Annotated in this window: 14 protein-coding genes; 6 read left to right on the forward strand and 8 right to left on the reverse strand. The window is 64.4% G+C overall.

Annotated features, from left to right (window positions below; genetic code table 11):
* Positions 1 to 86: 86 nt before the first annotated feature.
* Positions 87 to 353: a hypothetical protein gene (locus tag AC0L3D_RS06385; RefSeq protein WP_473643512.1), complete on the reverse strand. Its 267-nt coding sequence runs from the start codon at positions 351 to 353 to the stop codon at positions 87 to 89.
* A gap of 55 nt (positions 354 to 408) precedes the next feature.
* Here AC0L3D_RS06385 and AC0L3D_RS06390 point away from each other — a divergent pair, with 55 nt between their 5' ends.
* Positions 409 to 1,107 carry a HisA/HisF-related TIM barrel protein gene (locus AC0L3D_RS06390; RefSeq protein WP_473643514.1) on the forward strand — a complete coding sequence of 233 codons (699 nt, stop codon included), beginning with the start codon at positions 409 to 411 and terminating at the stop codon, positions 1,105 to 1,107.
* A gap of 241 nt (positions 1,108 to 1,348) precedes the next feature.
* On the opposite strand, the gene fae is transcribed toward AC0L3D_RS06390, so the two are convergent.
* The 7 genes from fae to AC0L3D_RS06425 form a co-directional block, all read right to left on the reverse strand.
* Positions 1,349 to 1,855 (reverse strand): formaldehyde-activating enzyme, encoded by a 507-nt coding sequence (gene fae / locus AC0L3D_RS06395; protein ID WP_023797737.1) that lies wholly within the window; start codon positions 1,853 to 1,855, stop codon positions 1,349 to 1,351.
* A 168-nt stretch (positions 1,856 to 2,023) separates the two neighbouring features.
* Positions 2,024 to 2,908 (reverse strand): triphosphoribosyl-dephospho-CoA synthase, encoded by an 885-nt coding sequence (locus AC0L3D_RS06400; RefSeq protein ID WP_473643516.1) that lies wholly within the window; start codon positions 2,906 to 2,908, stop codon positions 2,024 to 2,026.
* Positions 2,905 to 3,873, reverse strand: coding sequence for an ATP-grasp domain-containing protein (locus AC0L3D_RS06405; RefSeq protein WP_473643517.1), 969 nt, complete (start codon positions 3,871 to 3,873; stop codon positions 2,905 to 2,907). Before AC0L3D_RS06405 ends, AC0L3D_RS06400 begins: the two co-directional genes overlap by 4 nt.
* Positions 3,874 to 3,959: 86 nt before the next feature.
* Positions 3,960 to 4,916, reverse strand: a complete 957-nt coding sequence (gene mch, locus AC0L3D_RS06410; protein ID WP_473643519.1) for a methenyltetrahydromethanopterin cyclohydrolase — start codon at positions 4,914 to 4,916, stop codon at positions 3,960 to 3,962.
* Positions 4,913 to 6,049 (reverse strand): ATP-grasp domain-containing protein, encoded by a 1,137-nt coding sequence (locus AC0L3D_RS06415; RefSeq protein ID WP_473643520.1) that lies wholly within the window; start codon positions 6,047 to 6,049, stop codon positions 4,913 to 4,915. The genes mch and AC0L3D_RS06415 overlap by 4 nt, the downstream gene beginning before the upstream one ends.
* The gene (locus tag AC0L3D_RS06420) at positions 6,039 to 6,932 is read right to left on the reverse strand and encodes an NAD(P)-dependent methylenetetrahydromethanopterin dehydrogenase (protein WP_473643522.1); all 894 of its coding nucleotides are present in this window, start codon (positions 6,930 to 6,932) and stop codon (positions 6,039 to 6,041) included. Before AC0L3D_RS06420 ends, AC0L3D_RS06415 begins: the two co-directional genes overlap by 11 nt.
* Positions 6,933 to 6,973: 41 nt before the next feature.
* Complete coding sequence (locus tag AC0L3D_RS06425; protein ID WP_287171195.1) at positions 6,974 to 7,942, reverse strand: beta-ribofuranosylaminobenzene 5'-phosphate synthase family protein; 969 nt, start codon at positions 7,940 to 7,942, stop codon at positions 6,974 to 6,976.
* Positions 7,943 to 8,101: 159 nt separating this feature from the next.
* Between AC0L3D_RS06425 and AC0L3D_RS06430 the strand changes: the two genes are divergently transcribed.
* The 5 genes from AC0L3D_RS06430 to AC0L3D_RS06450 all read left to right on the forward strand — a co-directional run bounded on the left by AC0L3D_RS06430 (position 8,102) and on the right by AC0L3D_RS06450 (position 13,019).
* Positions 8,102 to 8,482, forward strand: coding sequence for a 4a-hydroxytetrahydrobiopterin dehydratase (locus AC0L3D_RS06430; RefSeq protein WP_473643524.1), 381 nt, complete (start codon positions 8,102 to 8,104; stop codon positions 8,480 to 8,482).
* 118 nt (positions 8,483 to 8,600) lie between these two features.
* Positions 8,601 to 9,692 (forward strand): tungsten formylmethanofuran dehydrogenase, encoded by a 1,092-nt coding sequence (locus tag AC0L3D_RS06435; RefSeq protein ID WP_473643526.1) that lies wholly within the window; start codon positions 8,601 to 8,603, stop codon positions 9,690 to 9,692.
* On the forward strand, positions 9,686 to 11,317 hold the full coding sequence (locus AC0L3D_RS06440) for a formylmethanofuran dehydrogenase subunit A (protein ID WP_473643528.1): 1,632 nt from the start codon (positions 9,686 to 9,688) through the stop codon (positions 11,315 to 11,317). Before AC0L3D_RS06435 ends, AC0L3D_RS06440 begins: the two co-directional genes overlap by 7 nt.
* Complete coding sequence (gene fhcD, locus AC0L3D_RS06445) at positions 11,305 to 12,213, forward strand: formylmethanofuran--tetrahydromethanopterin N-formyltransferase (RefSeq protein ID WP_473643530.1); 909 nt, start codon at positions 11,305 to 11,307, stop codon at positions 12,211 to 12,213. Before AC0L3D_RS06440 ends, fhcD begins: the two co-directional genes overlap by 13 nt.
* Complete coding sequence (locus tag AC0L3D_RS06450) at positions 12,210 to 13,019, forward strand: formylmethanofuran dehydrogenase subunit C (RefSeq protein WP_473643532.1); 810 nt, start codon at positions 12,210 to 12,212, stop codon at positions 13,017 to 13,019. The genes fhcD and AC0L3D_RS06450 overlap by 4 nt, the downstream gene beginning before the upstream one ends.
* Positions 13,020 to 13,044: the final 25 nt, after the last annotated feature.

Here is a 13,044-nt window from a genome sequence, read left to right on the forward strand (position 1 = left end):
ACTGCGGCGCGCCGCGGCGCGGCCCGCCCCCCCCCCAAAACGGCGGACGGTCTTTAATAAACCATTTTTCCCCCTGGCCCCCCCGCTCAAACCTCAGCCCGCGGGGCCGCGCCGCCGGCGCCGCGGGACGGAAAGATATCAGCCAGTTCGCCGGTCATGGTGAATGCGTTGAGATCGGCGCCCGCATAGATCGGGGCCGTTTCCCTGAACGCCGAGGTCAGGGTATGGAGCCCCAGCCAAAGCGGTGTGGCGATGGTTACTGCCTCGACGATGCGGCCGTCTTGCGCACGCGTCACCTTCAGATGGGCGCCGCCAATATCGAAGCCGGCAACGATGCTCTTTCTTTTTTCCACACTTCAAGCTTTCATCATAGTTGTCAGGGGCAGTTGGTCAGCGAGAAAAAGAGCGTTGCGTATCATTCCGGTTCTCGACCTGAAAGGCGGCGAGGTGGTGCGCGCCCAGCAAGGAAAACGCGATCGCTACAGGCCGATCGTCACGCCGCTCAGCCAAACTTCCGATGTCGTTGCGGTCACTGAGGGCCTGCGCCGGCTTTACCCTTTTCCGACCTTCTATATCGCCGATCTCGATGCCATCGAAGGCGGAACGCCAAACAGCGGCGCGCTTGCCCGGCTGAAGGCGATGGCGGAGCCGCCGGAGCTTTGGGTCGATGCCGGCGTCACCGACGAGAAAACACTTTCGGCGGCACTTGCCGAATCCTGGCTTTGCCCGGTCGTGGGGTCCGAATCGCAGCAGGACGACGCGCTGTTGCGGCGTTTTTGCGATCATCCGGAGCTTATCCTGTCGCTGGATTTCTTCGACGATGGGTTTCGCGGTCCGGCATCATTTCTCGACGAGCCGGCGCTTTGGCCGCAAACGGTGATCGTCATGACATTGGCCAAGGTCGGTTCCGCCTCCGGTCCCGATTTCACGCGGCTCAAGGCCATCAAGGCGAAGGCTGGAAGCCGCTCCGTCATCGCGGCCGGCGGGGTGCGCAATGAGGCTGACATTCGCACCCTTTCGTCACTCGGTATCGCCGCGGCGCTGGTTGCGACCTCGCTGCATGACGGCACGCTCACGCCGGGGCAACTCGCAACGCTTGGCACCTGACTTCGCCTCGAACTTCGGCCTCGGAAACTGGGCCTTGTAGAGCGGCGGGCCGTCAAGTCGATCGTCTCGCCGCTCTATCTCTTTGCTGGAGCATCGGATTTCCCAAAACCGGTCCACCCTCGGGTCAGGCCCGAGGGCAGGCTCTTTGTCCGGTGCTCTAAAGGCCCAGAAGCTTTTTCAGGCGGCGCAACAGACCATCCGGCTCCGCGGAGGGTTTTGCCTGTGCGGGGCTGTCTCTTGTCTAAGCCGCGAACGGATGCTTCACCTGGTCCCGCTTATCCGTGGCTTCGGCGGCCGTCGGCGTTCCTGCAACGGCGCGTTGGATGGCTTCCTTCGTCGCTTCGTAATTGTACTTCTGGATCTTGGCGTCGTCGGCGGCGTCCCAATGGATGAAAACGCCGACGCAGATGAACAGGTCGTCCGCCTCATTGGCAGGAATGGTCCCATCGGCGACGCTGTCCTGCACGGCCTTTGCGACTGCATGCTGGGCCGGGCCGAACATCTGCACGGCCTGCTTGGCGCCCTTGATCGTGACCTTGTTGAACATCACGGTGTTGGGCTTGCACTGAAGATTGGGCGCGATCACCGCCAAAAGGGAGGTAAAGCCGTCCTTGTTGTTGGTCAGCGCGTTGCAAAATGCTGTTTCGACTGCGCTCCCCCGTGGGCCGATGAGCAGGTCGACATGCGCCACTTCGTTGCCGTCTCCTACCAGCGATTCACCGACCATTACTTTCGAGATCTTTGCCATGCCAATTTTCCTCCAAGACACAGTTATGGTGTCCAAAGACGCCGCAAACCGAGCGAGCGCTCGATGGACAGCTATCCTTGTTGGCAGCGCCCGGAGATCCGGACCGGTTGGCTGGATAGCCGCGGAAGCCCAGCTTCCGCTCCTGAAAGTCAACCACCAACGTTGCGATTATGCAAGCTGAACGCCGAGGGTGTGGACTAAAAGAGTAGCCACGGTCAGGTCGGCCGACGTGCCGGGGTTGACGTTGTTCGCTTTCAGCCGGCGGTCGAGTTCCATGAGCAGACCAATGCGTGACGTCTCGTCGTCGCTGGCATGCAACGCCGCTTCAACGGCAAGGGCTTCTTGACGCGCCTGATTTGCGACTTCAGCGCCATGGTTGCGCACCACATGACTGTCCGGGAAGCCGGCGAGAAACGCCATATAGGCGAACACCGTCGGCCACATGCCGACTTCGCCGCGTGCCAAGGCGGCTTCAAGAGCCGCAAGCCCGACGCCGAACACGTCGCCGAAACCGGTAACATACTGGCGGGCGATCATGTCGCGGTCGGCCGCCTCCCGCATGGCTTCGAGCAGATGAACCTTCGGCTCCTGCCGCACATCGTTCGCCGCCTCTCCGAGGCCGCCCGGCGCGGCGGCGACGATCGCCTCGAATACCGCCCTGGTATCGTCGATGCTCATCGCGCGCAGCACCGCGTCGAGATTGTCGTGCAGTCGATTGTCAGGCAGTCGATTGTCGGGCAGTTGGGTGCCCGCCATTTCAGCGGCGCACAGCAGAGGCCCTGCCAGAAGGATGATACCGAGATTGGTGTTGGTCGCGACCGCCAGGCGTGTCGCTCGGACCGCTTCCAGCATGCGCTGTCCGACCGGCAGGCGCGGATCGGTCAGCGGGACGGACGAGACCTCGGCGCTCGTCATGAACTGGGCGGCGGACATGCCGTGCCCGTCGGCGAACAGATGGACGTTGCCCGGCTTCAGCGCCTCGATCTCCATCCGGCAGGCGTCCTTGTAGGCAGCCCGGAGGCGTTCTCGCGAAAGCGCCACCCCGTCGGTCACGAATTCGCCGGCGCGGTGAGGCGGTAGGGTCGCGCCGCCGCCGCCTCTGGGTGATCAGCTGGGCGATCAGCCAGGAATTTCAGCAGGGCGTCGGCAATCGCATCGGCGATGTTGACCGCGACCACCGATTGAAGCCCGGACCAGGCGGGCATGCTGTTGACCTCCAGCACCAACAGCTTGCCGTCTGCCGCCGGCACGATATCGACGCCGGCGAAATCCGCTGAGATAGCGGCGGCGGCGGCCCGTGCCAGCGCCGCCAGTTCGGTTTCGCCATGCCCCGAAACCTGCCCCGAGACTTGCTCGGGCACCGCCCCGCGATTGACATTGGTGATCCAGTCGTCGCCACGGCGGCTCATCATCGCCAAAACCTCGCCGGCGCAGACGAACACGCGAAAATCGCGGTAAGGCGGGCCGGGACGCGGCACGTAATGCTGGAGATAGTAGACGCCGTCCACCTCTTCTTCGGCGGGGAGCTCGGACAGTGTCTCGATCAGCCGGATGCCGCGGCCCTGGGCGCCGAAAAGCGGTTTTAGCACCAGCGGCGTGAACGGCAGTTCGCGTCTGGCGACCGCTTCGGCCATGGCAAGACCCTCGACCGCGAATGTCGGCGGCGTCGGCAGGCCGGCATTCTTCAAGAGGAAGGTCGTCATCGACTTGTCGACGCAGCGCTCTATCGCCTGCGCGGAATTCCACACCGGAATGGAAAGCTTGCCGAATGCGTGCAGCACGCCGAGACGCCGGGTGACCGCTTCGAACGATCCGGCGGCGATCGAACGGACCAGCACGGCGTCGGGCAGCGCGCCGTCGAAACCGGGGATCGACAGTCCGCTCGGGCTGCCGGTGTCGAACGCGATCGCCGCCAGCGGCACGGTTGCGACCACGGCGCCGCGCCGCTCCAGCCTTGCCGCCAGGCCCTTGGAGCGGGCGTCCGAGACGTCGCTGACGATCAGGATGCGAGGGATCATGTCACGCCTTGGATACCGGTATACGGAAAGCCGGAACGAATGCCCCGGCAGGCGGATGACAGACCGATCCATTGCAGCGCCATGGTCTAACCGAGGCTCCGTTCGAGCATCTGCAGATCACGCTCGCCGGCGCGGAACGTATCGCCGGTCTCGATCGCCGTGACGATCACTTCGGCCGGGCTGAACAGCAGCGGATCGATGGCATAGAAATCTCCCTTGAACCGCTTGAAGACTTCGGCGAAGGGGTGGCCGTGGTCGCGCGAGGCGCGGCTCGGCAATCGCTCCGCGAGTTCGCTGGCGTCTTTCGCCGAGCCTTTTACGAAGAGCTGGACGCTGCCGCCATAGATGATGGCGTCGTTGGTTCTGCCCATGGCGGTCAGAAAATCCGGATGCGGGGCGGGGATGGGCGCCGTGCCGATGCCGTCGACAACGTTCTCCAGCGGAAATTTGAGATCGTTGGTCTTGTGCAGGGCAACCTCGAGCGCGCGCGCAACGATCTGCACGCCGCCCGCCAGGCTTTGTGTCGGCGCATAGAGGAAGGTGAGCTTTTCGGGTGCCAGTCCGGTTGCCCTGCCGACCTTCTCGACGATCGCCTGGGGCGGCGGTTTTGCCGTCTCCAGGATCAGCACGGCGGACGACGCGGTGTCGCGATAGGAGAGTGTTTCGAACAGCGGTTCGACGCGGGCGCGCGCCCGCGCCGGTCCCGATCCCATGGCAAAATAATCCTGGCTCGACAGGTTCCAGCCCGCATACTGGCTGCCCAGGCAGGCAAGCACCGGCTGCGACGACCGCACTTCGATGGTGAACGGCCATTTTGGCGACGCACGGTCCATGCACACCGAAATGCTGCCGAGGCCGCCCATCGCGGCTTCCGCCATGCGCAGCCCGGCCTCGACGCCGCCGGCGGCCTTGGCGCCGGCGTCGATCAGGCACTCGCCCAATGGCCCGGTGGAAACGCCGATACGCAGGCGTTCGGCGTCGCCGATCATGCCGTCGATGATGCGCTGCGCATTGTCGTTGAGGAATGCCGAACCGTCTTTCATGTCCGGTCTCCTTCCCATTGGTGTTGCAATCGGCTGGCTTGTCCCTTGATCAGCCGCCTGGTCAGATCGGCGCTCGGACCGCGCGCGAAGATGGTGCAGACCGGATCGCCGGCGATCAGTCGGGTGCCGGGCGACTGATGGTCGGCAGTCCATTCAGGCCAGGCAATCGATGGAAAGCGGGCGATCGGCGCCGCCGCATAGGTCACCATCGACGCCATCGAATCGACGAAGCGCGGCAGACGGTATTTCTTGCCCGCCGCGGCGCGCAGATGCGCTTCGATCAATGGCGCGTCGGCATCGTCGAAAATGTCGAGCGTGGCGCCGGGCCGCGGATTGATCTCGATGAGCTTGTAGCCATCCGGTCCGCGAATGAGATCGGCGCTGCACAATCCAACCAGGCCGGCGCGACGCGCCAGACCTGAAAGCCAGCCGCGGATCATCGCCGCCCGTCTGCGATCGAAGCGCCTCAACCGCACGGCGCCGCCATAGCGATAGGGCGCTGCCGGGGCAGGCGACGCCCATTGTTGGCTGAAGCCGACGATGTCAGCGCTTTGGCCGTCGCCGACGAACATGGCCGAGATGCTGCGACCGGCAACGAAACGCTGAAAATAGCGGCCGCCAGGAGCCTGACACTGTAATATCGGGGTTTCTCCGGCGGCCCGCCTGATATGCGCGCCGCCGGCGCCGCCTGCGGTCTTGACCACCCAGTTCTCCGGATCGGGCGGCGGGTCCCATCGGAAGTCCGGATGCGGGATGCCGAGTTCGGCGCAATCGGCGGCCAGCAATTGCGGGTCCTTGATCCTGCGGATCGCGGCGCCGCTGTTGCCGGCGAGCGGAAAATGGCGCGCGAACTCGTCGACGGTCTCCGTCATCCGCTCGAAGCCCGAGCCCAGGACAATGGCGACCGGCTGGTCGTCTCCGGCCAGTTGCCGAAGCGTCTCGATGATGCGCTCGCCGTCGATGCCGCCTTGCAGGTCGCCCGGCAGCATCGTCGCGCGCTCGGCAAGCGCGACCGTGTCGGTATCGCAAAAGAAATCGGCGACCAGCGGACGATAGCCGGCGCGGCGCGCAGCGGCAGCCAGCGCCCGGCCTGAAATCGCCGCGATCAGGAGAGATCCGGCGTTATTTGGCAATCTCGCGTGCAAGGGAAAATGCTTCCTGGAAATCGAGCGTGATGGTTTTTTCGGATTCGATCATTCTTTTGAAGAGGCCGAATTCGACCTTGTATTTCACGTTGCCGATGGCGAGCGGACCAATGCCGACAGCTTTTGCCGCTTCGAGCGGATCGCCATTGGCATTGACGGCCACGCCTTCGATGCCGGCCGGCGGGACCGCATTGACGTCGGCGGCAATGAGCAGGCCGTCGCCTTTCAACCGGGCTTTTGAGACCACCTGGACGCCGGCCTTGGCGCACGCCAGGATCACCTCGCTCGCCTCGACCAGCTTCGTCTTGCGGGCGTCGCTCGATCCGTCGGCCGCATCGACGGCGGTGTTGAACCGGCTTTTGATCTCGGCCGCGATCTGCTTGACCCTTTCGATGCCGTCATGGCCGACCAGGGTCACCCGGGCGCCTTCCCTGGCGGCGATCACGGCGGTGCAGAAGCCGACGACGCCGGTGGCGCCGAAAACAGCGATCCTGGTGTCTTTCAGCCCGCGCTCGAATTTCTTCTCCAGCGCTTTTTCGACCTTGGCCACCATCGCCGCGGCCGTGGTGAACGAGCCGGCCGGATCGGCGAATACCGAGACCTGGAAAGGCGGCACCATCGCCTTTCGCGCTGCCTCGAACATGTCAAGCGCCAGCGAGGCATCCTTGCCGGCGATAAAAATGCCGGTATCGACGCCCACATCGGGCGGGCGCGAGAAGATCGCGTCCTGCACGAGGCCTGTCACCTCTCCCAGGCTTACATCGACATAGGGGACGACGGCGTCGAAGCCTGCATCGAGCGCCATGTTCACGTCGAAAGGGCTCATATGCTTCAACGGCGTCAGCATGTGCAGGATGTGTTTGCGGGCCATTTCTCGCCTTTCTTCTTGAACCTGATCGCGTTGCCCAGCCGTCAGCTGCCGACGAGGTCAAGTCTGGTCGAACTGATCTTCGCGCCGGAATTCCTGCCCTTGACGATCCTGATCTCGATGCCGTCTTCAACTGTCTGCCGAACCGCGTTGACGAAGCTGACTGCAGCGTCTTGCGATGGGGCAAAGGCAAACCCTGTCGGCCCCCACGAGCTCTGGCCGATGCCGACAGCGCCTGCTTCGTTGAGAGCGTGGGCCACGTTCTCGACCCGCCTGGAGGTGAACACGCCGCCTTGCGCCGGGGCGAAATGGGTGCCGATCAGCATCTGGATCGCGGTGACGGCGGCGCCGAAGGCTTGCAGGTCGTGCTCGACCAGAGCCGGCATGATGCCCATCAGCACCCGCCGGCAGATCTCGCCGCTGCCGGATGCCGGGAACGGTGGCAGCGAACGAAATGCCGCGATCTCGGCATCGCCATGCAGCCCATGCCCGCCATGGTCGAGGATCAGGATGACGCGCCACTCTTCCGGGAACGGCAGTCGCGCCACGACCGGCGGCGGCCTGCCGCTGTCGTCCTTGCCGGCGTCGACAATGACGCCACCGCTTTCGAAGCTGGCGATGCCGATGCCGGATCGTCCGCCGCGATCGAGCAGGGTCGCATCGCTGCCGATATCGAGAGGCAGTTGGTGGAGCGTGCGCAGCGCCGCGGCGACGGCAAGGGCGATCTGCGTGCCGGAGCCCAGGCCGGCATGGCTCGGGATCGACTGTTCGACCACGAGACGGTGCTGACCGCGAATGCCGAGATGGCTGCAGAGCGTCGACAGATGTTCGCCGGCGCGCCGGCTGTCGGCGCCTTCGACGATGGTCTCGCTGGACCGTGACAGGGTGACGACGGTTTCGGGTTCGCTCAGCGGCAGCCCGACGCTGCCAAAGCGACGCCCGGTATCGCCGTTGAGATCGAGGAAGCCAAGATGCAGGCGGGCGGGCACTTGTATGGTAACAGAATTCGACATCTACCCCCCGATGGGTGCATCATAGACGCATCATGGAAGTTTAGGTGCCCGTCGCCATGATAGCTGTTTTCGTCGAAGGGGCAAGCCGCAGAGAGTGCATTCGTTTTATCTTCTTTTGGCTCGGCGCGAGAACGGACCGGGCAATTCGCGGAGGTCGAGATGAACGAGACGCCGAGGGAAAAAGTCTATTCGGAAGCCGAGATTGCCGACCGGATCGAGAAGGAACTGCCGAAATGGTATTACGAGAACGGCTGGATCCGGCGCAAATACAAGACCCACAGCTGGAAATCGACACTGATGGTCATCAACACGGTCGGCCATCTCGCCGAGGCGGCATGGCACCACCCCGACATCACGGCTTCCTATGCCTGGGTCGAGGTGCGCCTGATGAACCATGCAGCCAAGGGCATCACTGACAAAGACTTCGAGCTGGCCAAAAAGATCGAGGATGTCGTCCAGTGGCAGCCGGCCCGGGAAGGCGGCGCGCTGGAAGGCACTCCGCCGACCGATCAGCGCTTCGGTTACATCAAATATGATTAAGCGCGGTCGGAATTTGTTGATGGCGTAAGAAAACATTCGCTAATCTGCTGACAGGCGGGGTTCACGGCCAATCCAGTTTCGTCTAGGATTGGGCCGGCACCAGAAAGTAGCGTAGTGAATGGCGGTTGCTTGGATCGGCAACCGGGTAACGCTGGTCGAGCGCGCGGCCGCACATGCCGCCGCGCTGTTGGGGTCAAGCCGGTGCCCGGTTTTCAGCCTGGATACGGATATACACGGCACCAGGGCGGCGATCGCGCTGGCTGAGCGGGTTGGCGCGGCATACGATCATGCAGATGGCGCGGCAGTTTCCCGGGAGGCCGCGCTTTTTACCGACAAAGGCGCGATGACCGTCGCGCCCGGCGAAACGCGCCGGCGCGCCGATGTCGTGGTGATCGTCGGCGAACTCCCGCAGATCCATCATCAATTTGTCGGCGAGCTTGCCGAGACGGTTCCCGACCTCTCGGCCAAGAATCAGCGCGAGATCTTTCTGGTCGGGTCGAAAGAAACGTCTGCGCCGCGGTTGAGCAACGGGCGGATGGCGACGCTGCTGTCCTGCGGCGAGGCAGGCCTCGGCGCGACGCTGGCGGCACTGAGGGCGCAGTGGAGGGGGCGCCAGACATCGCAGCCGGTGTCGAATTTCGACGATTTCGCCAAAGCCCTGGAGGCTGCGCATTTTCCCGTCTTCCTGTTTTCAGGCGACGCAACCGAAGGGCTGGCGCTGGAGATGCTTCAGGGACTGGTCAGCGATCTCAACCGCAAATCACGCGCATCCGGCCTGCATCTGCCGGCGAGCGAAAATGGCTGGGGAAGCGCGCTCGCCTCGACCTGGATGACCGGTTTTCCGCTGCGCACCGGCTTTGCGCGCGGCTTCCCGGACTTCGATCCCTGGCGTTACGATGTCGCGCGCATGATCGCCGCCGGCGAAGCCGACCTGCACCTGCGGATCTCGTCCTCGATTGTCCAGCCGCAGAAGAAAAGGAACCGCATGGCGCTGATCGCCCTGGCGAAAACGCATGAGCCGGTCGCGGGTGCTGCGGTCACCATCGCCATCGGCGAAGCCGGCGTCGATCACCAGGCGGTGGCCTATTCCAGCCGCACCGGTTCGCTAAGGTCGGTCGAGGCGCGAGCGGCGTCGGAACTGCCCTCCGCTGCGACCGTTATCCGGCTGGTTGCCAGTCATGTCTCCGCCGAGGCGGCGTTGCCATGCTGACGAAAATCGCCGGCGGCGACATCATCGATCCGGTCAACGGCCGTCTCGGCAAGGGCGACCTGTGGATCAGCGACGACAAGATCGCTGCGGCGCCGGCGGCGGGCGCTGCCGACCGGACCATCGACGCAGCCGGCTGCATCGTGATGGCGGGCGCCATCGACATCCATTCCCACATCGGCGGCGGCAACGTGAATACGGCACGGCTGCTCCTGCCCGAGCAGCATGCGGCGCACCAGGCGCGACCGGCGACGACGCCGCTTTCCAATGCCGGCTGGTCGACCTTCCAGACCGGGTGCCTCTACGCCAAGATGGGTTTCACCACGGTGGTCGAGCCGGCGATGTCGCCGGGAGCCGCGCTTCACACCCATCTCGAACTGGCCGACATCCCGATCATCGACAAGGCGACGCTCGCCATTCTCGGCAACGACGATTTCCTGCTGTCGATGATCCGCGACGACGCCTCCTCAACGATGATCGAGGACTATGTCGCCTGGACGGTCGCCTCGACGCGGGCGCTTGGGGTCAAGGTGATCAATGCCGGCGCGGCGGCCGCCTTCAAGGAAAACGTCCGCACCTTCTCGCTGGACGATGTGGTGCCTTCCTATGGCGTCAGCTCGCGCAAGATCGTCAAGACGCTGCAGGCGGCCGTCGACAGCCTTGGCGTCCCGCATCCGCTGCATGTCCATTGCAACAATCTGGGCAGCCCCGGATCGGCGGACACGGCGGCCGCGACGATCGCGGCGGCGGAAGGATTGCCGCTGCACCTCGCCCATCTCCAGTTCTACGGCTACGGCACGGAAGGCAAGCGCAGGTTTTCCTCGGCCGCGGCGCGCCTTGCCGAACTGGTCAACGCGACGCCGGAAGTCACCATCGATATCGGCCAGGTGATGTTCGGCCAGACCGTCACCATCTCCTCAGACGTCATGCGGCAGTTTTCGGCGCGTGGCAGTGCGCAGCCGAAGAAATCCGTCATTCATGACGGCGACGGCAATGGCGGCGGCATCGTGCCCTACCGCTATGGCAAGGATTTCTATGGCACGATGCAGTGGGCGATCGGGCTCGAGCTTTTTCTCCTGATCGACGATCCCTGGCGTGTCTTCTTCACCACCGATCATCCCAACGGCGCGCCCTTTACCGCCTATCCGGCCCTGTTCGAGCTGCTGATGAGCCGGGAAGCGCGCACCGAAATGATCGCCGGACTTCCAAAATCCGCCATGGCGCTCTCCACCCTGGCCGCGATCGACCGCGAATACACATTCGAGGAAATCGCCATCATGACGCGTGCGGCCCCGGCCAAGCTGCTCGGGCTGACGGATCGAGGCCATCTCGGCGCCGGCGCGACAGCCGACATCGCTGTCTACCGCAGGGAGGAGAATATCGCGAACATGCTGGGGCAGGCGGCGTATGTCTTCAAGGATGGCGATCTCGTCGTGCAGGACGGAGAGATCACCCATTACCGCTGGGGCAAGGCGCTCAGGCTCAATCCGCCGCCGGACAAGGCGATGCTGCGGCGCCTGGAGGATTATCACCAGCAGCGCTACGGCCTGTCGCTGGACTGGTTCAATTTCCCGGAATCGGCGATCGCGCGCGAACAGCCATTCGGCGAGGTTGCATGCCGAACGTGAGCGTAAATGGCATAGTGATCGACGATACCTTTGCCGAGGCCTTCGGCATGCGCGCGACCGCCATCATCATCACCGCGCCGAACCGGAAATGGGCGCGCCAGGCGGCGAACACCATGACCGGCTTTGCCACCTCGGTGATCGGCTGCGGCTGCGAAGCGGCAATCGATGTCGAACTGGCGCCATCGGCCACACCGGATGGCCGGCCCGGCTGCCGCGTGATGATCTTTGCGATGGGAACAGACGAACTGCAGAAACAACTGCTCAATCGCGTCGGCCAGTGTGTCTTGACCTCGCCGGGTTCCGCCTGCTTCGCCGGACTGCAGGGCAGCGCCGAGCTGAAGCTCGGTTCGGCGCTGCGTTATTTTGGCGACGGCTGGCAGATCTCCAAGAAAATCGGCGGCAGGCATTTTTGGCGCGTTCCCGTCATGGACGGCGAATTCCTGTGCGAAGCGACGACCGGGCTGACGAAGGGCGCCGTCGGCGGCGGCAATTTCTTCGTCATGGCTGAAAGCAGCGCCAGGGCCTTGGCTGCCGCCGAGGCCGCGGTTGCCGCGATCGGCCTGGTGCCGGGCGCGATCGTGCCGTTTCCGGGCGGCATCGCTCGTTCGGGTTCCAAGATCGGCGGTAAATACAAGGGCATGATCGCCTCGGCCAACGAAGCCTATGCGCCGACACTGCGCGGTGTCGTCAGGAGTGAGCTCGGTGCCGACATCAACGCCGTCCTGGAAATCGTCATCGACGGCGAGACCAACGATGCCGTTGCCGCCGCGATGAAGGCCGGCATCAAGGCCGTCATCGAGCTTGGGCCGAAGCGAGGCGCGGTTCGCATAAGCGCCGGCAATTACGGCGGCAAGCTCGGCAAGTTCATCTATTCGCTGAAGGATATGCTGCCGTGAAAGCGCTGACCTTCACCCTTGTCGCCGAGCCGCCCGAGCGCCTTGACCTGTCGCCGCTGACGCCGGAGCGGCTTGCCGGGATCGAAAGGCGCGATATCGAAAAGATCCAGATCGGCACGTCGAAGCATGGATCGAAGGTCGGCGATATCTTTCGCGTCGCCGGCAACGATCCGCTGGACATCGTCTTCGAAGGCGGCAGCGCGCGCCTCGACCGCGTGGCGGAAGCCATGCGGGACGGTTCGGTTCGCGTCGTCGGCAATGCCGGCGCCCAGGCCGGGCGCGCCATGCGCGGCGGCACGCTCACCATCGAAGGCAATGCAGGCCCGCATGCCGGCTCCGGCATGCGCGGCGGCAGGCTTGAAATAACGGGCAACGCCGGCGATCACCTTGGTGCGCCGCTCGCCGGGGAACTGGCCGGCATGAATGGCGGCGTGCTGATCGTCAGGGGCAAAGCCGGCGCTTTTGCCGCCGACCGCATGCGGCGCGGCCTGATCGCGGTGCTGAAAGGCTTGGGCGACAATGCCGGCAGCCGCATGATCGCCGGCACGCTGGTGGTGGCCGGCGGCACCGGCGAGATGCCCGGCTATCTGATGCGTCGCGGTTCGATCCTGCTCGATCGCGCGCCGAAAAGCCTGTCGCCGAGCTTCGTCGAATGCGGCGCGCCGGAGAGCGTCTTCGCCGCCGTCATCGATCGCCATCTGATTGTCGAGGGTATTTTGAAACGGCCGCTGCTGGGCAACGCGCCGCAGAAATATGGCGGCGACAACGCGGTGCTTGGCATGGGGGAGGTTCTTTTCCCTCGCTGAGGCGTGCTGCTGACGCCCTTGCGGT

It is taken from the genome of Mesorhizobium sp. WSM4837 (genome assembly GCF_055811435.1).